This is a genomic window from Sporanaerobacter acetigenes DSM 13106 (assembly GCF_900130025.1).
GTDB classification, from domain to species: domain Bacteria; phylum Bacillota; class Clostridia; order Tissierellales; family Sporanaerobacteraceae; genus Sporanaerobacter; species Sporanaerobacter acetigenes.
Genome location: NZ_FQXR01000004.1, coordinates 226,358 through 249,751, shown reverse-complemented (window position 1 = coordinate 249,751; position 23,394 = coordinate 226,358). Strand labels below are relative to the sequence as shown.

General features: G+C 32.1%; 20 protein-coding genes, 1 tRNA gene, 1 other RNA gene and 1 pseudogene. 18 read left to right on the top strand and 5 right to left on the bottom strand.

The features are described 5' to 3' along the window. The first annotated feature begins 132 nt into the window (after nt 1–132). From BUA21_RS05170 to clpB, 6 genes are all read left to right on the top strand, one after another. Nucleotides 133–939: a hypothetical protein gene (locus tag BUA21_RS05170; protein WP_072743725.1), complete on the top strand. Its 807-nt coding sequence runs from the start codon at nt 133–135 to the stop codon at nt 937–939. A 307-nt stretch (nt 940–1,246) separates the two neighbouring features. Beyond that, entirely contained in the window at nt 1,247–3,607 is a 2,361-nt protein-coding gene (locus BUA21_RS05165; protein WP_269844698.1) for a heavy metal translocating P-type ATPase, read from the top strand. Between the two features lie 21 nt (nt 3,608–3,628). Beyond that, on the top strand, nt 3,629–3,835 hold the full coding sequence (locus BUA21_RS05160; RefSeq protein WP_072743724.1) for a heavy-metal-associated domain-containing protein: 207 nt from the start codon (nt 3,629–3,631) through the stop codon (nt 3,833–3,835). Between the two features lie 18 nt (nt 3,836–3,853). Then, complete coding sequence (locus tag BUA21_RS05155; RefSeq protein ID WP_072743723.1) at nt 3,854–4,123, top strand: metal-sensing transcriptional repressor; 270 nt, start codon at nt 3,854–3,856, stop codon at nt 4,121–4,123. Between the two features lie 193 nt (nt 4,124–4,316). Then, the gene (locus tag BUA21_RS05150) at nt 4,317–5,273 is read left to right on the top strand and encodes a DnaJ C-terminal domain-containing protein (RefSeq protein WP_072743722.1); all 957 of its coding nucleotides are present in this window, start codon (nt 4,317–4,319) and stop codon (nt 5,271–5,273) included. A gap of 11 nt (nt 5,274–5,284) precedes the next feature. Further along, nucleotides 5,285–7,867, top strand: coding sequence for an ATP-dependent chaperone ClpB (gene clpB / locus BUA21_RS05145; protein WP_072743721.1), 2,583 nt, complete (start codon nt 5,285–5,287; stop codon nt 7,865–7,867). A gap of 45 nt (nt 7,868–7,912) precedes the next feature. On the opposite strand, the gene BUA21_RS05140 is transcribed toward clpB, so the two are convergent. From BUA21_RS05140 to BUA21_RS05130, 3 genes are all read right to left on the bottom strand, one after another. Further along, entirely contained in the window at nt 7,913–9,529 is a 1,617-nt protein-coding gene (locus tag BUA21_RS05140; protein WP_234973679.1) for an ABC1 kinase family protein, read from the bottom strand. Nucleotides 9,530–9,546: 17 nt separating this feature from the next. Next, nucleotides 9,547–9,843 carry a phasin family protein gene (locus BUA21_RS05135; protein ID WP_072743719.1) on the bottom strand — a complete coding sequence of 99 codons (297 nt, stop codon included), beginning with the start codon at nt 9,841–9,843 and terminating at the stop codon, nt 9,547–9,549. Nucleotides 9,844–9,911: 68 nt separating this feature from the next. Next, nucleotides 9,912–10,361 carry a YaaR family protein gene (locus BUA21_RS05130; protein ID WP_072743718.1) on the bottom strand — a complete coding sequence of 150 codons (450 nt, stop codon included), beginning with the start codon at nt 10,359–10,361 and terminating at the stop codon, nt 9,912–9,914. A 127-nt stretch (nt 10,362–10,488) separates the two neighbouring features. Here BUA21_RS05130 and BUA21_RS05125 point away from each other — a divergent pair, with 127 nt between their 5' ends. From BUA21_RS05125 to BUA21_RS05110, 4 genes are read left to right on the top strand one after another with little or no spacing between them, the layout of a single operon-like run. Continuing rightward, nucleotides 10,489–12,915: a DUF6240 domain-containing protein gene (locus BUA21_RS05125; protein ID WP_072743716.1), complete on the top strand. Its 2,427-nt coding sequence runs from the start codon at nt 10,489–10,491 to the stop codon at nt 12,913–12,915. 9 nt (nt 12,916–12,924) lie between these two features. Next, entirely contained in the window at nt 12,925–13,113 is a 189-nt protein-coding gene (locus BUA21_RS05120; protein ID WP_072743714.1) for a hypothetical protein, read from the top strand. Further along, complete coding sequence (locus BUA21_RS05115; protein WP_072743713.1) at nt 13,110–13,970, top strand: flagellin N-terminal helical domain-containing protein; 861 nt, start codon at nt 13,110–13,112, stop codon at nt 13,968–13,970. The genes BUA21_RS05120 and BUA21_RS05115 overlap by 4 nt, the downstream gene beginning before the upstream one ends. A gap of 14 nt (nt 13,971–13,984) precedes the next feature. Continuing rightward, nucleotides 13,985–14,425, top strand: a complete 441-nt coding sequence (locus BUA21_RS05110; RefSeq protein WP_072743711.1) for a flagellar protein FliS — start codon at nt 13,985–13,987, stop codon at nt 14,423–14,425. A 50-nt stretch (nt 14,426–14,475) separates the two neighbouring features. Here BUA21_RS05110 and ffs read toward each other — a convergent pair. Continuing rightward, an RNA gene (gene ffs, locus BUA21_RS05105) (signal recognition particle sRNA large type) lies at nt 14,476–14,741 on the bottom strand. A gap of 12 nt (nt 14,742–14,753) precedes the next feature. After that, nucleotides 14,754–14,845, bottom strand: a tRNA-Ser gene (locus tag BUA21_RS05100). A 178-nt stretch (nt 14,846–15,023) separates the two neighbouring features. On the opposite strand from BUA21_RS05100, the gene dnaX reads away from it, so the two are divergent. The 8 genes and pseudogenes from dnaX to BUA21_RS05065 all read left to right on the top strand — a co-directional run bounded on the left by dnaX (nt 15,024) and on the right by BUA21_RS05065 (nt 23,392). After that, nucleotides 15,024–16,649 carry a DNA polymerase III subunit gamma/tau gene (gene dnaX, locus BUA21_RS05095; protein ID WP_084604160.1) on the top strand — a complete coding sequence of 542 codons (1,626 nt, stop codon included), beginning with the start codon at nt 15,024–15,026 and terminating at the stop codon, nt 16,647–16,649. Nucleotides 16,650–16,665: 16 nt separating this feature from the next. Beyond that, on the top strand, nt 16,666–17,001 hold the full coding sequence (locus BUA21_RS05090) for a YbaB/EbfC family nucleoid-associated protein (RefSeq protein ID WP_072743708.1): 336 nt from the start codon (nt 16,666–16,668) through the stop codon (nt 16,999–17,001). A 15-nt stretch (nt 17,002–17,016) separates the two neighbouring features. Continuing rightward, nucleotides 17,017–17,616 carry a recombination mediator RecR gene (recR, locus tag BUA21_RS05085; protein ID WP_072743707.1) on the top strand — a complete coding sequence of 200 codons (600 nt, stop codon included), beginning with the start codon at nt 17,017–17,019 and terminating at the stop codon, nt 17,614–17,616. Nucleotides 17,617–18,293: 677 nt separating this feature from the next. Further along, a pseudogene (locus BUA21_RS15330) lies at nt 18,294–18,416 on the top strand (DUF3788 family protein); the annotation flags it as partial. 230 nt (nt 18,417–18,646) lie between these two features. Beyond that, the gene (locus BUA21_RS05080; RefSeq protein ID WP_072743705.1) at nt 18,647–19,207 is read left to right on the top strand and encodes a YoaP domain-containing protein; all 561 of its coding nucleotides are present in this window, start codon (nt 18,647–18,649) and stop codon (nt 19,205–19,207) included. Nucleotides 19,208–19,583: 376 nt separating this feature from the next. Further along, complete coding sequence (locus BUA21_RS05075; protein WP_072743703.1) at nt 19,584–20,636, top strand: DMT family transporter; 1,053 nt, start codon at nt 19,584–19,586, stop codon at nt 20,634–20,636. A gap of 408 nt (nt 20,637–21,044) precedes the next feature. Continuing rightward, nucleotides 21,045–22,094 (top strand): sigma-54 interaction domain-containing protein, encoded by a 1,050-nt coding sequence (locus BUA21_RS05070; RefSeq protein WP_072743700.1) that lies wholly within the window; start codon nt 21,045–21,047, stop codon nt 22,092–22,094. Between the two features lie 332 nt (nt 22,095–22,426). Next, complete coding sequence (locus tag BUA21_RS05065) at nt 22,427–23,392, top strand: ABC transporter permease (protein WP_072743698.1); 966 nt, start codon at nt 22,427–22,429, stop codon at nt 23,390–23,392. The last annotated feature ends 2 nt before the right edge of the window (nt 23,393–23,394 follow it).

The window sequence follows — 23,394 nt, the reverse complement described above, 5'->3', positions numbered from 1 at the left end:
TTCACATTTAGAATAAAACTAATAGATACTAGTTTGTAATTGGTTTGTAACTGCTTTGTAACCAAGTATTGTTAATGTGGTGATATTATAGATTCAAAAGGACAGAGAAAAAATATTTAAGGAGTGGTGAATATGAATAAAAAAATTACAACATTATTTTTAACAGGTATATTGGCTGTTTCTTCTTTGAGCATTGTCTATGCGGCACCAAAGAAAGCGGCTCAAGGAAAGGGGTTAGTTCTTTCTAAAGGACAATATGTTATAGAACAAAAACAGGCGGATGTAAATGGAGATAAAATAGAAGATACTGTATTTTTAATAGGAGAAAAAGATAAAAAAGAAGATATATACAATAAAAATATAATGGTTAAAGTAATAGATGGAAAGAAAAATCAAGTAAAGGATATAAAATTTAAAGATTTTGGTGGATATGAAGGTGAATTGTTTTTAGGAGATTTCACAGGAGATAAGGTTTCAGATATAATGGTGACTACATCAACAGGAGGTAGTGGTGGAATAGTAAATACTAGAATAGCAACTATAAAAGACAATAAGGTTAAAGAAATATTTAAAGAAGAAGATAATCAAGGTTTGAATTTCACTGGGGAATTTGTTGATGGATTTAAAGCAGAACTTAAAGATCTTAAAAACAACGAGGAAATAATTTTAGATGTAAGTGCTTTTAAAGATATGTATGTAGAAGGAAAAATATATGATAAAGATGGAAAACTTCTAGAAAAAGTTGAACCATGGACAGATCCTTTTTCTAAGGTTGATGCTGTAGATATGGATGGAGATGGAGTGTATGAATTAAAAGGATATCAAAAAATATCCGGTTCATGTCATGCCGACACTATATCAAGAATAAACACAATTTGGAAATATGAAAATGAAAAGTGGAATATAAAAGAAGCTGATTATTCAACTTTCTTAAAATAAGAATAAACCCCCTTACGAAAAATTGTCTATCTAAATGATAGACAATTTTTTATTTATTATAAAATTTTTTTATAACAAATATTATTAGTACTATTGTCAATATAGCAAAGAATACGGGCAACCATGTAAGAATAGCATTTTTTATAGCAAATTTCATAGATAAAATCCCCCTTTTGAACAAATTTATCTATTTTCATTATATCCCAACAACTAGATGAATTTAAAGTTATCTTTACAAAAATAAGAAGAAGTGTTATTATAAATATAACCCGCCAGCGGGGGGGTGGGGTATATTGGAGGTGAAATGATGAAAATCAATTTAAATATTTCAGGAATGAGCTGTGCAGCCTGTGCCCAGAGAATAGAAAGGGCTCTTCTCAAAACTGAAGGGATAAATTCAGCGGTGGTTAATTTACTTGGAGAAAAAGCTACAATTGAATATGATGAGGACAAGATAAATCCAATAGAGATTGTAAATATTATAGAAAAAACAGGATATGAAATTAGATTTGAAAAGATGGTTCTTCTTGTAGATGGAATGAGCTGTGCTGCTTGTTCTCAAAGGGTAGAAAAGGCTTTGAACAAAGTAGAAGGCGTCATAAATGCTAATGTAAATTTGACTACAAACAAGGCAACAGTTTTTACTGCATCTAATGACTTAAGAGCAGAAGAACTCATAAAAGCTGTAGAAAAAGCGGGATATCATGCAGAAGTGGAAGTAAAGAGAAATCCTGACAAGGAGAAAGAGATAAGAGAAAAAGAGATAAAAACTTTAAAGACTCTTTTTATTTTTTCAGCTATTTTAAGTATCCCACTATTTTCAGCTATGTTTTTTCATATGGCAGGATTTCATACTATACTTTCCAATGGTTATTTTCAATTGGTTTTAGCTACAATAGTGCAGTTCACAGCTGGACTTAAATTTTACAAAGGAGCTTTTAAGGCTATAAGAGGTGGAGGAGCCAATATGGATGTGCTTGTTGCTATGGGCACTAGTGCAGCCTATTTCTATAGTGTATATAATTTGTTTTCAGGAGTAGAAGAATATTATTTCGAATCTTCAGCTATGATTATTACATTGATACTTCTAGGGAAAACTTTTGAGGCAGTGGCTAAAGGGAAAACTTCTGAAGCCATAAAGAAATTGATGAAATTGCAGCCCAAAGTAGCAAGAGTACTAAAGGATGGAGTAGAAGTAGATATTCCTATGGAAGATGTAAAAGTTGGAGATATTGTTGTAGTAAGACCTGGTGAAAGAATTCCTGTAGATGGAACAATAGTTGAAGGAAGTTCTTCTATAGATGAGTCCATGCTTACAGGAGAAAGTATTCCAGTGGATAAAAGTGTAGGAGATGAAGTTGTAGGTGCTACTATAAATAAATATGGTACTTTTAAATTTGAAGCTAAAAAGGTAGGAAGCGATACAGCTCTTGCTCAAATAATAAAGCTGGTAGAAGATGCCCAAGGCTCTAAAGCTCCAGTTCAAAGACTTGCAGACAAGATTTCAGGTATATTTGTACCAACGGTACTCCTTGTAGCATTGGGAACATTTCTTATATGGTATTTTGTCAAAGGCGATTTCAGTCATGCTCTCATAAGTGCAGTGGCGGTATTAGTTATAGCGTGTCCATGTGCATTGGGATTAGCTACACCTACAGCTATCATGGTGGGAACGGGCAAAGGAGCAGAAAAGGGAATTCTCATAAAAGGTGGAGAATATCTAGAAAGAACTCAAGAACTAGATACAATAGTTTTCGATAAGACTGGTACCTTGACTAAGGGAGAACCAGAGGTTACAGATATAATTTCCTTTGGTGAAAATGAGGAAGATATTCTTAAATTAGCAGCTATTTCTGAGAAAAATTCTGAACACCCTTTAGGTCAAGCAATAGTTAATAGAGCTAAAGAAGAAAAATTAGTATTAAAAGAAGCAGAGAATTTTCTTGCCATACCAGGAAAGGGAATTCATGCAATCATAGAAGGAAAACATGTATATGTAGGAAACAAAAAGCTTATGGAGGAAAGCTCTATAAGTGTAGCTACTCAAGAAAATGAACTTCTAAGACTAGAAGATGAAGGTAAAACTGCAATGCTATTAGCTGTAGATGGGAAAATAGAGGGAATCATAGCTGTGGCGGATAAGGTAAAGGATAGTTCAAAAAAGGCAATTAGTGAGTTAAAGGATATGGGACTATATATATATATGATTACTGGAGACAATGAAAGAACTGCAAAAGCTATAGCAAATGAAGTTGGAATTGAAAATGTATTTGCAGAAGTTCTCCCTGAAAACAAAGCAGAGGTAGTAGAAAGTATAAGAAGTACAGGAAAGAAAGTTGGAATGGTTGGAGATGGTATAAATGATGCTCCAGCTCTTGTAGCAGCTGATATAGGGTTTGCTATAGGAACAGGAACTGATGTGGCCATAGAGGCAGCTGATATAACTCTCATGAAGGGTGATTTAATGGATATAGTTACAGCTATGAAATTGAGTAAAAGGACTATGAGAACTATAAAGCAAAATTTGTTTTGGGCTTTCTTTTACAATTCCATAGGTATTCCTTTTGCAGCTCTAGGATTTTTAAATCCTATGATAGCAGGTGGGGCTATGGCCTTTAGTTCTGTATCTGTAGTTAGCAACTCTTTGAGACTCAAAAATTTTAAATAATAAAATGAAAGGAAGGATATTATGAAAAAAACTATAATGATTGAAGGAATGTCATGTCATCACTGTACAATGGCAGTAGAAAATGCATTGAAAGGATTAAATGAAGTTTTAAAAGTAGAAGTAAGCCTAGAAGAGAAAAAAGCTGTAGTTGAAGGTGAAAATTTGATTGATGACAAACTGAGAGAGACAATAGAAGAAGAAGGCTACAAAGTAGTAAAAATAAACTAAAAGTGGTGATTTTCTGTGATGAATGAAGAAAAGAAAAAGGCCGTGGTACTTCTAAAAACTGCTAGAGGACAGATAGATGGCATAATCAAAATGATAGAAGATGATAGATACTGTGTAGACATTTCCACACAAATACTATCTGTCATAGGTATACTTCAAAAGGCTAATTTAAATATACTAGATCAACATCTTAAGCATTGTGTGAGAACTGCCATACTTGAGGGAGAAACTCAAGGAGACGAAAAAATAGATGAGATTATAAATATAATAGATAAATATATAAAATAAGAATAAAATAAATAGGAAAGGTATTTAAATACTTTTCCTATTTTTTTATATAGATATTGATTTTTGTTCCAAAAGAATTTATAATATTGTTGAAGGTCAAAGAAAGTCAAAGTTAAAGATATAGAATAAATTAACGTAAAGTTAATGTTAACGTCAATATAATGTATGACTCCAATATAAAGGAGGCTAAAAAATGGAGTATAGAGATTATTATAAAATATTAGGTGTTGATAAAAGTGCAACACAGGATGAGATAAAAAGTGCATATAGAAAACTTGCAAAGAAATATCATCCAGATTTAAATAATGGAGATGAAAAGGCACAGGAAAAATTTAAGGACATAAATGAAGCTTATGAAGTTCTTGGAGATGAGCAAAAGAGAAAGAAATATGATGCTTTTGGAAGTGGGTACAATTTCAGCAATGGACAAAATTTTGATCCTTCTCAATTTGGTTTTGACGATTTTGGGAAAGGATTTACTTACACTTATACTACAGGTGGAGATTTTGGAGGATTTAGTGACTTTTTTAATATGTTTTTTGGCGGAGGAGATTTTCAAAATCAATCCTTTAAAGGTAATGGCTTTAATATAGGGGATTTATTTGGCAAGGGAAGAAGAGAAAGCCATGAGGAGCGGGCTAGAAAGCTTGAAAGTGAGATAAATATTACATTAGATGAAGCCTACAATGGAACTACAAAAGAAGTGTCAATTAGAACGGGCAATGAAATAAAGAGAGTATCTGTAAAAATTCCAAAGGGAATGCTTCCTGGGAAAAAGATAAAAATCAAGGGAAGTAGCATAGGAACCATGGGAGATTTATATCTAAAGGTAAATATACTAGAAAATTCCAAATATGAATTAGATGGGATAAATTTAATTGCAAAAGCAAAACTACTTCCTCGGGAAGCAGTGTTTGGAACAGAAATAGTAGTTGAGACTCTTTCAGGGAAAATAAAAGTAAAAGTACCTAAAGGTATAGAAGGTGGTCAAAAGATAAGAGTACCTAGAAAAGGGTATAAAGATATGAAAGGAAATGAAGGGGATTTATATATTGAAGTAGTCATAGTCAATCCTCCTCATTTGAGTAGGGAAGAGAAGAAGCTTTATGAAAAACTAAAGGATATTTCAAATTACAATCCTAGAGAATAGGGGGGAAAAATATGAATATTGAAAAATTTACTCAAAAAAGTCAAGAAACAATAGAGAGATCTCAAGAATTGGCTATAAAATATGAAAGTCCACAAGTAGATGACTTGCATTTGTTTTTAGCCCTTATGGAAGATAATGAGGGTCTTATCCCAAGACTTGTAAATTTAATGGGAGAAAAGAGCGAATTAGTTAAAGATGATGTGCAAAGAGAAGTAGAAAGACTTCCCAAACAATTGGGGGGAGGCTCCCTATATAATAGCAGGGTATATGCAAAGATATTATTAAAAGCTGAAGATGAAGCTAAAAAGATGAATGATGAATATATAGGAGTTGAACATCTATTTATTTCATTGCTAAAAGAGAGGGGAATAGCTTCTGAAAAAATATTAAAGAAATATAATATAAATCTAGAACGATTTATGGATGCTTTGAGAAAGGTGAGAGGAAATCAAAATATAAATTCTGACAATCCAGAAGGAACCTACAATGTGCTAAAAAAATATGGAAGGGATTTAGTCGACGAGGCAAGAAGTGGAAGGCTTGATCCTGTTATAGGAAGAGATGAAGAAATAAGAAATGTCATAAGAATTCTTTCTAGGAGAACAAAAAACAATCCAGTTCTCATAGGAGAACCAGGAGTAGGTAAAACAGCTATAGTAGAAGGCCTTGCTCAAAGAATAGTCAACGGAGATGTGCCAGAAGGTCTAAAGGACAAGACAATATTTTCACTAGATATGGGAGCATTGATAGCAGGAGCAAAGTTTAGAGGTGAATTTGAAGAAAGGCTTAAAGCGGTATTAAAAGAAATTGAGAAATCAGATGGGCAAATAATCATGTTTATAGATGAAATTCACAATATAGTGGGAGCAGGAAAGGCAGAAGGAGCTATGGATGCTTCAAATCTATTAAAACCAATGCTTGCCCGAGGAGAACTCCACTGTATAGGAGCTACTACATTAGACGAGTATAGGCAGTATATTGAAAAAGATCAGGCACTAGAGAGAAGATTTCAAAAGGTATTGGTCAGTGAACCAGATGTAGAAGATACTATTGCTATACTTAGAGGATTAAAGGAAAAATATGAAATCCATCATGGTATTCGTATTTCAGATAGTGCTGTTATAGCTTGTGCTACTCTTTCAGATAGATATATAAGTGATAGATTTTTGCCAGACAAGGCTATAGATTTAATGGATGAAGCTTCTGCCATGATGAGGACAGAAATAGATAGTATGCCTGTAGAACTAGATGAAATAAGGCGAAAAATCATGCAACTTGAAATTGAGAGGGAAGCCCTAAAGAAAGAAACTGACGAAGCATCAGCAAAGAGACTTGAAAGATTGGAAGGTGAATTGTCGGGACTAAAAGAAAGCTATGAATCAAAAAAGGCTAAATGGGAAGATGAAAAGAAGAATATAAGAAAAGTAAAAGAGATAAAAGAACAAATAGATTTTACTAAACATGAAATAGAAGAAGCAGAAAGAAAGTATGATTTGGAAAAATTGTCTCAGCTTAAATATGGCAAACTTCCAGAACTCATGAAAAAGTTGGAAGAAGCCAAGGCCCTAAATGAAAGTCAAGATAGAATGCTTAAAGAAGAAGTCACAGAAGAAGAGATAGCCGAAGTAGTATCTAAATGGACAGGTATTCCAGTGACTAAACTTGTAGAAAGTGAAAGAGAAAAACTCCTTCATTTAGATGAAATACTTCACAAGAGAGTTATAGGTCAAGATGAAGCAGTACAAAGTGTGTCCGATGCAGTCATAAGAGCAAGAGCAGGACTTAAATCCTTAAATAGACCTGTTGGTTCCTTTATATTTTTAGGGCCTACAGGAGTTGGGAAAACTGAATTGGCGAAGACTTTGACAGAGGCCCTATTTGATGATGAAAGAAATATGATACGAATAGATATGTCTGAGTATATGGAGAAATTTTCAGTATCAAGACTCATTGGAGCACCTCCAGGATACGTAGGATATGATGAAGGAGGACAGCTTACAGAAGCTGTAAGAAGGAAACCCTATTCTGTCATATTGTTTGATGAAATAGAAAAAGCCCATCCAGATGTATTCAATGTTTTGCTTCAAGTATTAGATGATGGAAGGCTTACAGACAATCAAGGGAGAACTGTGGATTTTAAAAATACAGTCATCATCATGACATCGAATCTAGGTTCATCCTATCTATTAGAGGACATAAAAGAAGATGGAACCATAAGTGAAGCTGCAAGAGAAAGAGTCATGGAAGATATGAGAAGAACTTTCAAGCCGGAATTTTTGAATCGTATAGATGAAATAGTCTTGTTTAAACCACTTAGAAGAAGAGAAATATTCCATATTATAGATTTGCAAGTTAGAGATATTGGTTCTAAACTTGAAGATAGAGAAATATCTATTTTGCTTACAGATAAAGCAAAGGAATTTGTTTTAGATAGAGCTTATTCGATTCAATATGGAGCAAGACCAGTAAAGAGATTTCTTCAAAGAGAAATAGAAACTCAACTTGGAAAACTACTCATAAGTGGGAGAGTCAAAGATAAAGACAATGTAGTAGTAGATGTGGAAAATGGAGGTTTAAGTTTCAAAGTAGAATAATGGTGAAAATAAAAGTCCCTAGTTTTTAAAACTAGGGACTTTTATTTACAATTTTCCTGATCGCAGTATAGATATGAGTAGCCAAAAACCTGCTACGGCAGCTCCTAAATATCCAGTTATACCTATAATGGATATACCATAAACTTTAGGCCCTATATTGGCATTTAGAACTATAGAAGAACTGACAACAAGCCCTGCTACAATCATGCCAAAGACCAATCTATTGACCATTTTATTTAACTCACCTATGCTATCTTCTATTTCTTTAAACTCTAATTGAACTTTCAATTTTCCATTTAAAGCCTGATTGATTAAATCTAGCAATTTGGTAGATATTTTCATATTTGCTCTAATTGATAGATAGAGTTTTTCCAATGCATCCATTACATTTAAGTTTTTAAGTGTTTCATTGGCAAGACGGTTTTTCATATAGGGAAGAGCTACATCCATGATATTTATTTCTGTATCTAATTTAACTATGACTCCTTGAATAGTTAAAAGACCTTTTAACAACAATGTAATATCTTTGGGCATATATATATTGTTGGTTTTGCATACTTTAAATACTTCTTCCATTATTTGAGGTATATCAAAATCATACATAGATTCTTCAATATATTGATCGTACATTATTTCAATATCTCTATACAATTGTTTGTCGTCTACGGGGCCTCTTTTTTGCCCAATTTTTAAAATTGCTCTAGTCATTTGATTTACATCTCTATCGACGACTGCTTCTAGTAGTTCATTGAACTTTTTTTTCATATTGTTATCTAATTGCCCCATAAGTCCAAAGTCAATATAAGCAATTTTATTTTCATGAATGAGGATATTTCCAGGATGAGGATCTGCATGAAAAAAACCATCTTCAAATATCTGTTTAAAATAATTATAAGTAAGTTTGGTAGCTATGTCTTTTAAATCATAGCCTTCTTCTTGCAAAATACTCATATTGTCAATTTTTATTCCATCTATGTAGTCCATTACGATTATTTTGTCAGTACAATATTTTCCATATACTTTTGGGCACAATATGAAATTGACATCTTCATTGTTTTCACAAAATTTTTCAATATTCTTCATTTCATTTTCAAAATCTAATTCCTTTTCAGTGGCATTTGAAAGTTCTTCTACTACTTCTCTGGCATCCATAGCACTTCCAGTAGGAGTAAAATTGATGACTGGAGCTAGTTTCTTAAGTATAGCTATATCTGCTGTCATCTTTTCCTTCACAAATGGTCTTTGAACTTTGACTACAACTTTTTCTCCAGTTTTCAGTATAGCCAAATGAACTTGGGCTAATGAAGCAGAGGCTATAGGTTTTTCTTCAAAGTATAGAAAAATTTCTTCCAATGTATTTCCCAATTCGCTTTCAACAACATTTTTTACAGTACTGTATTCTTCAGGCTTTACATCATCTTGCAATTTTTGAAGCTCTAAAATATATTCATTGGGAAAGATATCTGGTCTTGTAGATAGTATTTGTCCAATTTTGACAAAAGTAGGTCCCAATTCCTCTAGAGTAAGACGAAATTCTCTTGGGTCACTTATGCCTTTTTTAAGTCCATGTTTTATGGACACAGAAGCTATTTCCTTAAACCTTTTTTTAGTATAATTCGTATCCATATTGTTTAAAAAATACCTTGATATATTGTATATCAAGGTATTTTCCTCCTATGCTAATTATTTTTTTCTAAATTATCTATTCTAGTCTTTAATTCGTCAATATCAGCTTTTGTAGGTAAATTCAATTCTTGTAAAACACTTTTTAGTGTTTCAGCATCTACATTTTGAGATTTTTGACCGGTTTTTTGAGATTCTACTACTCTTTTTAATTCTTCATTTAATTCTTTTCCTTGATTTACAGTTAGTTCTCCTTTTTTAACTAGAGTATCAACCATTTCGTTAGCCTTTTCATAAGTAAGAGCCATACTACCTATTCCTGCTAATAGCAAACCCTTTAAACTTGTGTCCATTATTTTTCCCCCCAATCTCAATTAGAATTTAATTTAATCATAGCATACAATAAAGCTTCGTCAATATTTTAGGTAAAAATATCTAGAAGTAAACCTTTTATACTGTCTAGTCTTTTTAAGATTTTTAGTCTGTTTCCTTCAATATCCAAAAAATCTTTAGTTAGTCCGTCTAATTCACTATCTACTTGTTTCACTATAGAATATACCCTGTGACGGCCTCTTCTATCCAAAGAATTTTCTTTGTAGAATACATGAGAATTGTTGACGGAAACATTTAAAAATTCTTTTACAAGTTTTTTGTATTCAACTAAATCTTCAATAAACAGTCTATCTTGAAGTTTTGTAGTTTGAGTTTCAATTTTGTTAAATAGAATTTTTAATTCTTCTCTTATTTGTTCTTGCTGAATATTTTCTAATTTTTCTTTAAATGTAGTATTTACAACATTTTTATTGTTGTTTTCTATTTTTTCTACTCTAGATATATTATTATTCGTATTTATAGAATCTATTCTAACCAAAGAGATCACTCTCCTTTATCTTCTATTATATATTATCGGCATAAAATTAGAAATAAAAAGTTCAATATTTAAAGAAAATTCACTATTGGACGATAAAATTAGTAGAAAAAAGATGAGGATGGTATATATGAATTCAATAGGAATTGTAGGAAAAGAAAATTTAATAGATACTTATGGCTTAAAGCCTACATTGTTTTTTGATGTAGAAGGGAAATTGATAGAGTGCCAAGGAAAAAATGTAAAAATAGAGTCTCAAGTTGGAGGGAAAGTAGTCAACTACACGCTTAAATTGAAGGAAGAATTAAAAGAGGAAATTGGCGAAGATGTAAAAATAGACAAAGAAAATATAGTATCCTTGAAGATTGAAGAAAAAAAAGAAGTAGAAGAAAAGGAAATTAGAAAGACTGAGGATTTTCTTGCTAAAATGGGGATAGAACCTACAGTGGAAAATATAGAAATATGTCAAATTCTTTTAGAAAATGGGCTTCCCATCACATTGGAGAATATAAAATCTTTTGAAATGAGCAAGGAATATTTAAATGAAATAATAGAAAAATTGGACTATGATTCCATCACAAAACTTATGAAAAAAGATATAGATTTAGGGGAAGCTACACTGCAGAAAGTGTATGAGTCCATAGATGAAATGCAATTTAAAGATGAATTTTCTATTGCCAAATTTTTAGGACTAAAAAGAGATTTAAGCTATGAAGAGGCAGAAAAAATTTCTGTAGAAATTTACGGAAGAAAAATGGGAAAAGATATTTATGATAGTATCATAGCTCTTCATAGAGAAAAAATTGAAATAAACAAAGAAAATATAGAAAAGGTAAGAGAAATTGTCCAAAAACTTCATGATTTGAAAAATGTAGAAGATACAACTTTCATAAAAACTATAAAAAATAATTTAGCTGTTAATATAGAAAATTTGTACAAGATGAAGTATTCCTATGATGCATCAAAACCTAAAGAAAATTTAGTATCGGGTATATATGATGAATATTCAATGAAAGTGGAAACTACTCGTGAAGATATACTTTATATACTTGAAAATTTAGAACTTAAGGCTTCAGAAGAAAATATATCCTTGGTGGAAAAATTCATACTAAATGATATGGATATAAACAAGGAAGATGTTTTAGAAATACTTAATATGAAAGAGACTTTATCCCAGTTGAGAAGCCTTTTAGACGAAGAAAGTACTGCTAAACTTCTATCTCATGATATAGACCCATTGAAAGAAGATATAAGAGAACTTGTGGATATTTTAAGGGAAGACGATTTACCTGAAAGAATAGATAAAAAAGACGAAAGAGTTTCTAATATACTCGAAAAGATAAATTCATTGGGAAAAGTAAGAGATGAAGACTTGATATATCTTTTGAAAAAGGGAGAAGATTTTAGAATTGAGAAATTAAAAGACATATCCACAGAAACAATTAACAAAAACAGTGGAAATCCTAACAAAATTGTGGATAAAGTCATAAGAATATCAAATGTTATCAACAGCTTGGGAGAATTAAATCAGAATATCATAGCATTAGCTTCAAAAAAGTATTCGAGCATCAGTCTAAATAGTTTATATGAAAGCAAAATACAATTAGACAAAAACTATATTCCAGTAGAGCCTGTAGAAAAATCAAGAGAAAGTCTCATAAGACAAGAATATATGAAAGCAAGGGAAAACTTGTCTATGAATATAATCAAGGAAAGTATATCAGATGGTGTAGAAGTAGAATATATGCCACTTACAGAACTCAATGAATATATAGATAAAAAGCTAAATAAGCATGGAGAAATCGAAAAGACATTGAAAGAAATAAAGGCATTGAGGGGAAAAGAATATGACTTGATTCCTGTAGCCATGAAAAATGGCATGGATATGTCTTTAAGGCAACTGACAGAACTCAACTATTTTAGAGAAAACAGAATGGGATTGGGAAGCAGTATTGAAAAACTCAAGAGTGAAAGAGAACATATAAACAATGAAGAATTGGGACAAGCTATAAGTCAAGTTGAAGAAAAGGCAAAGGAAGTTTCTAAAGATATTAAAAATGGAGCTGCAAAGATAAAAGGTGAATATAAAGAATTCATAAGGGGTCTGGAAAATTTGGCAAACTCCTTTGAATCAGGTGAAGATAGAGAAAAAAGAGAGAAATATAGGGAAATTGAGGAGAGCTTAAAACTTCAAAAAGCTCTATCTAAAGAAGATTTAACTCTACAGTTTCCAATACTTATGGATGATAGCTTTGAGAATTTGCAAGTCATCATTCCAAATATGAATAGAGGAATAGATAAAGAAAATATGAATTTTATCTTAAACTTAAATACTTCTAAGCTAGGAAATGTGAAACTTAATTTAGAAGTAAAAGGGAAGGATATACTAGTTAAATTTATAGCTCATGAAGAAGGTACTTCTAAGCTTTTAGAAAATAAGTCTATGCTAAAAGAAGCTTTTGATAGTATTGGATACAATTTAAAAGAACTTTCTTTTAAAGGAGAAGAAAAAAATAAAAATGACAAATTGCTTAAAACTGTAGATACAGCAATATAGGAGAAAAATATGAAATTGAGGATTGTTCCTAAAAATCAAATAAAAAAAGCCTATGAAGTGAGGGGTGAAGAAAATAAAATAGATATAAAAGATGAAATGAATTTAGACAGCATAGATAAAATTCCAGAAGAGCTGTTTTTAATCATAAGTAGAACAATAAAATTTATTGAAAAAGTAAATGAGGAGGATGAAAAATGAGGATAAATAACAATATACCAGCATTAAACACTCATAGAATATTAAATATGAACACAAATTCTATTGAAAAGGCATTAGAAAGGCTATCATCAGGAAAGAGAATCAATAGGGCCTCAGATGATGCAGCAGGAATGGCCATAAGTGAAAAGATGAGAGCACAAGTGCAAGGATTAAGACAGGCAAGCAGGAACTCCCTAGATGGAATAAGTCTTATTCAAACAGCAGAAGGAGCACTAAATGAAGTTCATGCCATGCTCCAAAGAATGAGGGAACTTTGTGTACAAGGAGCAAATGGTGTGTATAAAGAAGAGGATCTAAAAACTATAGGAGCTGAAATAGTACAATTGACAGAGCAAATAGACAAAATAGCTAATGATACAGAATTTAATGGAATTAAGTTATTAGATGGTAGTCAAAAAGAAATACAACTTCAAGTAGGTGCAAACGAAGGACAAAAGGTGACAATTGAGATGAGTAGTATAAATGCTACAGCTAAAGAATTGGGGATTAATTCAGGAATTGTTAAGTATAATGATACTGATAAGAAGTTTGAAATTGCAAAAGATTTGACTCCAACAAAGTTCAACGATGCAATAAAAACATACAATACAGCCATAGGAAAAGTTTCTGAAATGCGTTCCAAACTTGGTGCGTATCAAAATCGATTAGAGCATACCATAAAGAACACAGACAATACTGCTGAAAACTTGACAGCATCCATGTCTAGAATAGAAGATGCAGATATGGCTATAGAGATGAGTGAATTCACTAGGCTGAATATATTGCAACAGGCAGGAACCGCTATGCTTGCTCAAGCAAATCAACTTCCTCAGGGAGTATTGCAATTACTTAGATAATGGAGATGGTGAATATGCTAGATAAAAAAGATATAGAAAAGAGAATATCCTCTGCCAATGATGCGGAATTGGTTGCTATACTCTATGAAGCTCTCATGGACAATTTCAATGACAGCATACTTTCTATAGATGGAGAAAAATATGATGAACTAAAGGATATAAATAAGAACTCAAGGGATATTTTAGCAGAACTTCTTGCAACCCTTGAAGGAAATTCAGAAATAGCTATAAATTTAAGACAAATATACATTTATGTAAATGAGCTCATTACAAAAGGCGAAAATAAAAAAGATAAGAATTCCTTTGAAATGGCAACAAAGATAATTTGTCCTCTATATGAAGGATTCACTGAAATTGAAAAAAATATAGAACCAAAGGTAGTTGCAGGACTTACCTATGGGAAGTCAAATATTGATGAGTATCAGATGAAGGGAAACAAAACTTTTAAAGGATAACATAAAAGCTATGGAGTATATTCCATAGCTTTTTCACGCAAATATGTAAGCCGTGCACCTGGCGTTGGCATTGTCATTCCAAGCGTTACCTAAACAGTTAACTCAGATTAGGCTTACCTACGGCACACGAAAGTGTTCACTTACCGCTGCTTCCTCCCGGACCTGACGGGGTTCATGAATTTCCGTTGCGTAGGACCCAATCGTCACCGCCACTTATTTAGGGCAGACCTTACAATGACAAGCCGAAACCAGGAATTCAATCCTGCTATAGCGGCTTGCAGGTTACAGGGCACCGCTACCTCCCCATCTAGCACGGCAAAATTTCCTATGGCGGAGAGGGTGGGATTTGAACCCACGAGACGAGGAATCGTCTACACGATTTCCAGTCGTGCGCCTTCGGCCAAACTCAGCCACCTCTCCAAATTAGTATAAATATAAAATGTCTATTCACACTACAGATTTATATTATACAGAAATTTTCACGGTATGTCAACACAAAATGAAAAACCAAGATTTTCACGAAAAAATAATTATAAGTATATTTGACAAGATATATTTGGTATAATATATTTAACTAGATAGGGAAGGTGGAAAAATAATGTATCAAGCCTTATACAGGCGTTTCCGTCCAAAGACCTTTGACCAGGTACTAGGACAGGAACATATAACTACAACTTTAAAAAATCAAATAATTAATCAAAATATTGGGCATGCTTATATTTTTTCAGGTACAAGGGGAACAGGAAAAACTTCCACAGCTAAAATATTTGCAAGAGCTGTAAATTGTACCCATTCTATTGATGGAAATCCATGCAATACTTGTGAAATCTGTAGTGGACTTCTTGATGAAAGTATCATGGATGTTATAGAAATGGATGCGGCAAGCAACAATAGTGTTGATGATATAAGGGAACTTAGGGAAAAAGTAAAGTATCCACCCTCAAAAGCAAGGTATAAAGTATATATTATAGATGAGGTTCATATGCTTTCAGATAGTGCATTTAATGCCCTTTTAAAGACATTGGAGGAACCTCCCAAACATCTGATATTTATACTAGCTACTACAGAAGTGGAAAAACTTCCCCAGACAATTCTTTCTCGTTGTCAAAGATTTGACTTTAAAAGAGTTACAACAAAGGATATAGTCAAGAATTTAAACAATATATGCGGTGAAATAGGAATCGAAGTCGAAGAAAGTGCATTAAATCTTATTGCAAGAAATTCAGATGGAGCCATGAGAGATGCCTTAAGCTTACTTGATCAGTGCATTTCTTTTGGAGAAGGAACCCTTACTTATGAGGATGCACTGAAAACACTTGGAATAGCAAATGAAGATTTATTGTTTAATTTAGTAGACAATATTGAGGAAAAGAATTTGGAAAAGGCTCTTCATATAGTAGATGATATTATTCAAAATGGGAAAGATATAAATCAGTTCATAAAGGATTTGATATATCATTTCAGAAATCTCATGATAGCTAAAACTTCAACAAATCCATTAGATATAATAGATTTGGAAAAGGAAACAGTGGGAAGGTACAAAGAACAATCAGAAAACATATCCTTACCATTTATATTGAAAGCTCTTCAAATTTTAAATGAAGGACAAAATCAAGCTAAATGGTCTAGTCAACCTAGAATTATACTTGAAATGGTAGTTGTAAAACTTATAGAGTTGAGAGATGAGTTGACATTAGCACAGAGAATAGAAAAATTGGAAAAAGTCATTGAAAGTGGGAATATTAAAGTTTCACAAAAGAAAGAGCCTATAGAAAAGGTTAAAAGTGAAAAACCCAGCAAAAAAGAAGTGCCTATTCAAAATGAAAAGAAAGAAGTAGAAGAAGAAAAGATAATTATTGATGATGGAAAAGAGATAAATATAGCTCATATAAAAAGAGAATGGGAAAATGTACTAAAGGTTATAAAGAAGAAGAGAATTTCTACTCAAGCTCTTTTGTTGGAAGGAAGTCCAATGGACTATCAAAACAATATTTTAACTATAGGGTTTAAAGAAGGTTATGGACTTCATAGAGAAGCCTTAGGTAAAAAGGACAATAAAGAATTTGTAGAAAAATCTGTTTCTAATTATTTTAACAAAAATATAAGAGTTGAATTTGTCATGGCGAAGGAAGATGAAGAAGAAAACGAAAAAGATGAAGAGCAGGAGCTTATAGATTCTGCAATAGATTTTTTTGGAAAAGATTTAGTTAAAATAAAAAAATAACAGGAGGTATAAGAATATGGCTAAAGGTGGATTTCCAGGAATGGGTAATATGGGTGGCATGATGAAACAAGTGCAAAAGATGCAGAAACAAATGCAGGAACTTCAAGAACAATTAGAAGAAAAAGAAGTAGAAGCTAGTGCTGGTGGGGGAGCTGTAGTAGCTGTTGCCAACGGGAAAAAACAGATAGTTTCTATTATCATAGATAAAGATGTAGTGGATCCAGATGATGTAGAAATGCTACAAGATTTAGTGTTGGCAGCTGTCAATGAAGCCTTGAGAACTGCAGAAAATTATGTTTCAGAAGAGATGGCAAAAATCACTGGAGGAATGAATATTCCAGGTCTTTTCTAGGAAGGATTGATTTAAATGGATTATTATGCATTACCAATAGCAAATTTAATAGAAGAACTTTCAAAGCTTCCTGGGGTAGGAAGAAAGACGGCACAGAGACTAGCTTTTTATATTTTGGAAATGGAGCCATTGGAAGCAGAAAAGCTTGCCTATTCAATTACAAGTGCTAAAGAAAAGATAAAGTATTGTAGTATTTGTTGCAATTTGACTGATGAAGATCCTTGCTATATTTGTAGAAACAAGAAAAGGGATACTTCAACTATATGTGTAGTACAAGGTCCTAAAGATGTAGTGGCTATGGAGAAAACTAAAGAATACACAGGACTTTATCATGTTCTTCATGGAGCTATATCTCCAATGGACAATATAGGTCCAGATCAAATAAGGATAAAAGAGCTCTTAAAGAGAATTCAGAATGGAGAAGTAAAAGAAGTCATACTTGCTACAAACCCTACAGTAGAAGGAGAAGCAACAGCTATGTATATTTCAAAGCTATTAAAACCTATGGGTATCAAGACCACAAGAATTGCTCATGGAATTCCTGTAGGTGGGGATTTGGAATATTATGATGAAGTCACTCTTTCAAAAGCTATGGAAAATAGAAGAGAGATATAAAGTGGCGAGGAGATGTGTCTATAAAATAAAGTTGTCATAGAAAACATGGTTTATTAGGGATTAGGAATCTCGAGTAAGCCATGTTTTTTTATTAGAGGTTTGGGAGGATTGAGGGATACGGAGTAAGGCTTAAGGTCAGTAGAGTAAATGGATTGGAAGATAAGATGGAGAGGAAAATGGAAGAATAAATGGACAAAATTTCCTTGTGGGAGAGGTTAAGAGGGTATTATAAAATTGGTTAAAAAAGTAGTAAGGTGTAGGGATATAGATGATTTTATAAGGTATATTGTGTAAAATAAAGGTATGCGGTATCTATTGATAAAATAGGACGAAAAAATCGTTATTCAATCAATTAAATATTGAAACAGCATTTAGTATTCTTGATACTGTAAGTCAAAGAAATGGGGAATGGGTTACTAACTTTTCTATGGCTTACTCAAAGAATCTTCGTACAGTATATTACTGCTTTAATGGGAATTTTAATGATAGGTTTGAATATAAGTTTTCAGAGCAATAAAAGTATATAATTATTACTTGTAAATGCCAATCTTACCACGAGAAGAGCGTTCACAATATTATCTTACGGGTATGCAAAAGGTCTAAAGCGGTCTGCACTTATAAATATTAAGTAGAAAATAGAAAGACGAGGGAATTGAAATCATGGATATGATAATACGCATCAGTATCATGACGGGAAATGGTTATATTTAGATATAATTAATGACACAGTAATCGGAGATATAGAAAAGTTATTATTAATAAAGAAAAAACCAAATAAAAGGAGGGCGAATTTAAGATGAATATAACAATGTGTGGATATTGCTGCAACTTATGTAAAGCATTTGCACCAAATATAAAAAATAATGGCCAACGATAAGAACTTTCAAAAGTATGAGAAGAATATTATGATCTTGATGTTCCAGCGGATGATGTTTATTGTGATGGTTGTAGATGTGAAGAAGAAAACTGCGAAATAAAAATTGTTTATGTAATTTGCAGGTAAATGGTAATTTGTAGAGGAGGGGTTACGGTGGAACTTGTAAAGATAACACATGAGAATCTTGAAATGGAACACATTTGTTGTGCTATTGCAAATAATAAAGATAGTCAAGTAATGTCAAAAAAATTTTGGTTGAAAGAAAGATTGGACGAGGGACTTGTTATATTATCTTCAAAAAAGAAAATGGGATTTCTTTCAGACCTTAAATATATGAAATACAAAGGTTTTGAAACCGTGGATAGCGCAAATTCATATTTTGAACTGATGTATCTACCATTTAGCAATGATGCTGAAAAGCCACAGTTCAAACAACATTTAAAAGAAATAAAACATAATGATTTACAGAATGGCTTCACATTATACTATACAAGCCAATGCCCTTTTACCGCTAAGTATGTTCCGCTTCTTGAAAAAATAGCGAAAAAGAGAAGTGTAGATTTTCAAGTGGTTCATATTCTTACAAGAGAGCAGGCACAAAATGTTCCTGCTCCATTTACGACATTCTCTTTGTTTTACAATGGCGAATTTACTACCCATGAGATATTGTCAGAAAAGAAATTTGAAAAAATCCTTGCGAGCAAAGTGTTATGAAAGACAACCCAGATGTTTCCCGTCATGAAGACAATTACCAGTTTGTACTTACGCTAAAGGATAAAATTAAAAAAGAAATGGAGGGGCTTGTCAAATGATTTTTTGATTTACGAGAAAAAAGCAAGATAATTCAATTGAAGAGCAAGACAAATTGATAGATAATGTAGCATTTTTGGAGATGTTAAAGGATAGCACATTACATTTAATCTTTTAATATACAAAAAGTGAGAAAGTATAGTAGAAATATTTGTTAGAAGGTATGGTCATATCAACAACTGTGTTGTAAATGCGGTGGAAACAGGGGACAAAGAGGTAATAGAGAAGTTAAATAAAGGCATAGAACAATTTATAAAATAGGACTCATGAGGTGTTTAAAATGGAAAATAAACAATATGAAGTAATTTTTTTTGCCATACTGGCAGCGACATTATATGCTACTAGTTCACCTATATCTAAATTATTGTTAAAGAAAATTCCACCTACATTGATGGCATCTTTTTTATATCTTGGTGCAGGGTTAGGAATGTCTATTATTGATTTAATTAGACATAAGAAGTATAAGGGAAAAATTGAGGCAAAGCTTACCAGACAAGAACTTCCATATACAATTGGAATGGTTGCATTAGATGTTGCAGCACCTATATTTTTGATGATTGGACTTACAACGACATCTGCTGCTAATGTTTCTTTACTAAATAACTTTGAAATTGTTGCTACATCTTTAATTGCTTTAGTGATATTTAAGGAACCTATAGGTAAAAGACTATGTGTTGCTATTTTTCTTATTACAATGTCAAGTATTATTTTGTCTGTAGAAGACATAAGTAGTTTTGCATTTTCATTTGGTTCTGTTTTTGTATTATTGGCATGTATTTGTTGGGGATTTGAAAATAACTGTACAAGGAAGTTATCTGCAAAAGACCCTTTACAAGTTGTTATAATTAAAGGATTTGGTTCTGGAATAAGTTCTTTAATAATTGCGTTAATATTAGGAGAAAAAGCAAACAATATTCCTTTTATAATGGTGGCTTTAATATTAGGATTTTTTGCTTATGGATTAAGTATATTCTTTTACATTTATGCCCAAAGAGACTTGGGAGCCGCTAAGACAAGTGCATATTATGCTGTATCGCCATTTATTGGAGTCGGATTATCGCTGATAATTTTTAGAGAAATACCAACGCCTTCGTTTATTATTGCATTGTTTATAATGATTATAGGTATGTATTTTGCATCAACAGAAGAACATAATCATGTGCATCATCATATTGCAATAACTCATGAGCATAGTCATAGCCATGATGATGGACATCATAATCATAGTCATAATGAAACCATCGTTGGTAAACATACTCATATTCATACTCATGAAGAATGTACACATTCGCATAAGCACAATCAAGATATTCACCATATACATGCTCATTAATATAAAAATACAATATCTAGTATTATTACTTCTTGGTAGAATGAAGTGAAGAAAAATTTCATATAATAGTTCGTAGGAAAATCCATGCAGAGCAATTAAGTGAATTTGACTTTTACAGAATTTCAGGCCTTTTCGTTTTTATCTGCTGCTTTTTTAATCATCTAGCAGGAAATTGTATATTTGCATAATCGACTTTAAATGACAATGTTCGACTAAATATACTTACACTTTTCATTGATTTATCTTATAATTAATATAGGAGAGAAAAAAACATCATATTTCTTTATATTTAGTTTTATAAAAACATGGGGGAAATGGCATATAAATTGCATAGATATTAGAATTGCAAGCGGTGGGATAAATTTAATTTAATAAATTTATATAAGCAGATAATTGGAGGCATTGGACATGGATGGGTTAAAGAAATCGTATCAATGTGGTTTTCCTCAATATAATGATAGTTCTGATGGGCATTCAGTTAAAAATATAAAAAATAATACTATATATGTGATAGATGATATTGTTGCGATTAATTCAGAAATGCTTACAGTAAAAGAAAAAATAAAAAGAGCTGCTACATCGGATTCATCAGTGTTAATATATGGCAAGACTGGAACGGGCAAGGAAATGGTTGCTCAATCCATACATAATTGTAGCAAGAGACACTCTAATCCTTTTATTTCCGTAAACTGCGCTTCAATACCATCAACCCTTCTTGAAAGCAATCTATTTGGGACTGTAAAAGGGAGTTTTACAGGCGCAGAGGACCGTGAAGGTTTATTTCAAGCTGCAGATCAAGGGACATTATTTTTAGATGAAATAAATTCTATGGAACCTATGATGCAAGTGAAAATTTTAAAGGCTATAGAAGAAAAACGTATTCGGAAAGTAGGAGGTACAAAACAAATACCTCTAGATGTGAAAATCATTGCTGCTTTAAATCAAGATCCAATGGAACTTATAAAGGAAGGCAAGTTAAGAAAGGATTTATTTTTTAGGTTATCAGTTATTGAAATAGATATCCCTCAATTAAAAGAAAGAAAAGATGATATAGAATATTTAACAAAATATTTTATTGATTACTATAACGAAGACATGGGAAAGAATATAAAGAGAGTATCTAAGGAAGTAAAGAAAGTATTTGAAGAATATGATTGGCCGGAGAATGTTAGGGAGCTTAAAAATGTTATAGAAGGAGCTTTTAACAATACCAAAAACGATATAATAGGCATTGATGATATTCCTGAAAGGCTCTTAAATCAACGAACAAATCGACAATCATATATATCAATTGAGTTTGATGCTAATAATATTGGTCTTCAAGAATATTTAGAAGAATGTGAAAGAAGAATAATATTTGATACTATAGAAAAAAATGATGGAAATATGGCAGCAGCAGCTCGAGATCTTAGAATATCAAGGCAGTTGTTATATTATAAATTAAAAAGGCAGCTTTAATTGTGAAAGTAAAAAAACTTTACGCTGCGTAAAATATATTTTACGCAGCGTAAAGTTTTTTATTTATATAGAAAATTAAAAAATTATAATTTTGTCTAGTGCAAACTTTCTGTAAAATGCAATTTAGCAAAGTCTTTTATGTTTCACTTAGATAATAGAGTGTAGTATTCAAATTTGGCATGGGTTTTGCTTAATAGATATATAAAGCTAACTGGTATAAGTGGCATCTTATAATTATAGTCATAAAAAATAACCCGGGGATTATAGAAATGATGTCATGAATAGCAGGAATTTATCATAATGCAAAAATACAATCTATGGGAGGTAATATGATGAAAAGCTACATAGGAAAACGTGTCGCTACTGGACTTTTAACAATAATATTTTCCTTTTGCTTCACTTTTTTTCTAATTAGATGTGCTCCAGGTGATCCTATAAAAATCATTGCGGGTACAGATAACCCAAATCAAGAACTTATAGATCACCTTACAGTAAAATACGGATTGGACAAGCCTATCCCAGTTCAATTTGTAAATTATGTCAAAAATGCATTAAAAGGAGACTTAGGATATTCCTATATGAGCAATGAACCTGTAACAAAACTAATTGGGGAAAAAATATTTCCTACTATTCTATTAACTCTTACATCTGCTATATTAGCAGTTGTAGTGGGAACTCTCCTGGGGGTATATGCTGCTAGGAAAGTAGGTTCTACATTTGATAGGGTTATGTGTGGAATTTCTTATGTTGTTGATGCAACTCCAGGATTTTGGTTGGGGCTAATGTTTATTCTTATATTTGCATCTACATTTAGGTTGTTGCCAACGTCTGGAATGTGTGATTTGAGAGCGGAGAGTGAAGGATTTGCACATGTTTTAGATGTTTTAAAGCATATGGTCTTACCTGTTGGAACTCTTTCTATAATTCAAACGCCGCTATATTTTAGGATTGCAAGGTCTTCAGTTCTACAAACTATGTCAGAAGATTTTATTGTAACTTTAAAAGCCACAGGAATGAAAGAAAGCAGAATATTTAATAAATATGTACTAAGAAATGCCATAATTCCAACTATTACAATGTTCAGCTTATCCTTAGCATTTATGATTAGTGGAGTAACGCTTATTGAAATAGTTTTTGCATGGCCTGGTATGGGAAGGCTTATGATGGATGCCATAATGAAAAGGGATTATCCATTATTGACAGGTATATATTTAATAATTTCAATATCTGTTTGTGTAGTTATGCTAATTACCGACATTGTTTATGCATTAATAGACCCAAGAATTAGATTTGAATAAGG

What these genes read in the sequence shown, in the direction of transcription:
- BUA21_RS05170 (WP_072743725.1), top strand. Translation starts at nt 133, where the DNA reads ATGAATAAAAAAATTACAACATTATTTTTAACAGGTATATTGGCTGTT.
- BUA21_RS05165 (WP_269844698.1), top strand. Translation starts at nt 1,247, where the DNA reads ATGAAAATCAATTTAAATATTTCAGGAATGAGCTGTGCAGCCTGTGCC.
- BUA21_RS05160 (WP_072743724.1), top strand. Translation starts at nt 3,629, where the DNA reads ATGAAAAAAACTATAATGATTGAAGGAATGTCATGTCATCACTGTACA.
- BUA21_RS05155 (WP_072743723.1), top strand. Translation starts at nt 3,854, where the DNA reads ATGAATGAAGAAAAGAAAAAGGCCGTGGTACTTCTAAAAACTGCTAGA.
- BUA21_RS05150 (WP_072743722.1), top strand. Translation starts at nt 4,317, where the DNA reads ATGGAGTATAGAGATTATTATAAAATATTAGGTGTTGATAAAAGTGCA.
- clpB (WP_072743721.1), top strand. Translation starts at nt 5,285, where the DNA reads ATGAATATTGAAAAATTTACTCAAAAAAGTCAAGAAACAATAGAGAGA.
- BUA21_RS05135 (WP_072743719.1), bottom strand. Translation starts at nt 9,843, where the DNA reads ATGGACACAAGTTTAAAGGGTTTGCTATTAGCAGGAATAGGTAGTATG.
- BUA21_RS05125 (WP_072743716.1), top strand. Translation starts at nt 10,489, where the DNA reads ATGAATTCAATAGGAATTGTAGGAAAAGAAAATTTAATAGATACTTAT.
- BUA21_RS05120 (WP_072743714.1), top strand. Translation starts at nt 12,925, where the DNA reads ATGAAATTGAGGATTGTTCCTAAAAATCAAATAAAAAAAGCCTATGAA.
- BUA21_RS05115 (WP_072743713.1), top strand. Translation starts at nt 13,110, where the DNA reads ATGAGGATAAATAACAATATACCAGCATTAAACACTCATAGAATATTA.
- BUA21_RS05110 (WP_072743711.1), top strand. Translation starts at nt 13,985, where the DNA reads ATGCTAGATAAAAAAGATATAGAAAAGAGAATATCCTCTGCCAATGAT.
- dnaX (WP_084604160.1), top strand. Translation starts at nt 15,024, where the DNA reads ATGTATCAAGCCTTATACAGGCGTTTCCGTCCAAAGACCTTTGACCAG.
- BUA21_RS05090 (WP_072743708.1), top strand. Translation starts at nt 16,666, where the DNA reads ATGGCTAAAGGTGGATTTCCAGGAATGGGTAATATGGGTGGCATGATG.
- recR (WP_072743707.1), top strand. Translation starts at nt 17,017, where the DNA reads ATGGATTATTATGCATTACCAATAGCAAATTTAATAGAAGAACTTTCA.
- BUA21_RS05075 (WP_072743703.1), top strand. Translation starts at nt 19,584, where the DNA reads ATGGAAAATAAACAATATGAAGTAATTTTTTTTGCCATACTGGCAGCG.
- BUA21_RS05070 (WP_072743700.1), top strand. Translation starts at nt 21,045, where the DNA reads ATGGATGGGTTAAAGAAATCGTATCAATGTGGTTTTCCTCAATATAAT.
- BUA21_RS05065 (WP_072743698.1), top strand. Translation starts at nt 22,427, where the DNA reads ATGAAAAGCTACATAGGAAAACGTGTCGCTACTGGACTTTTAACAATA.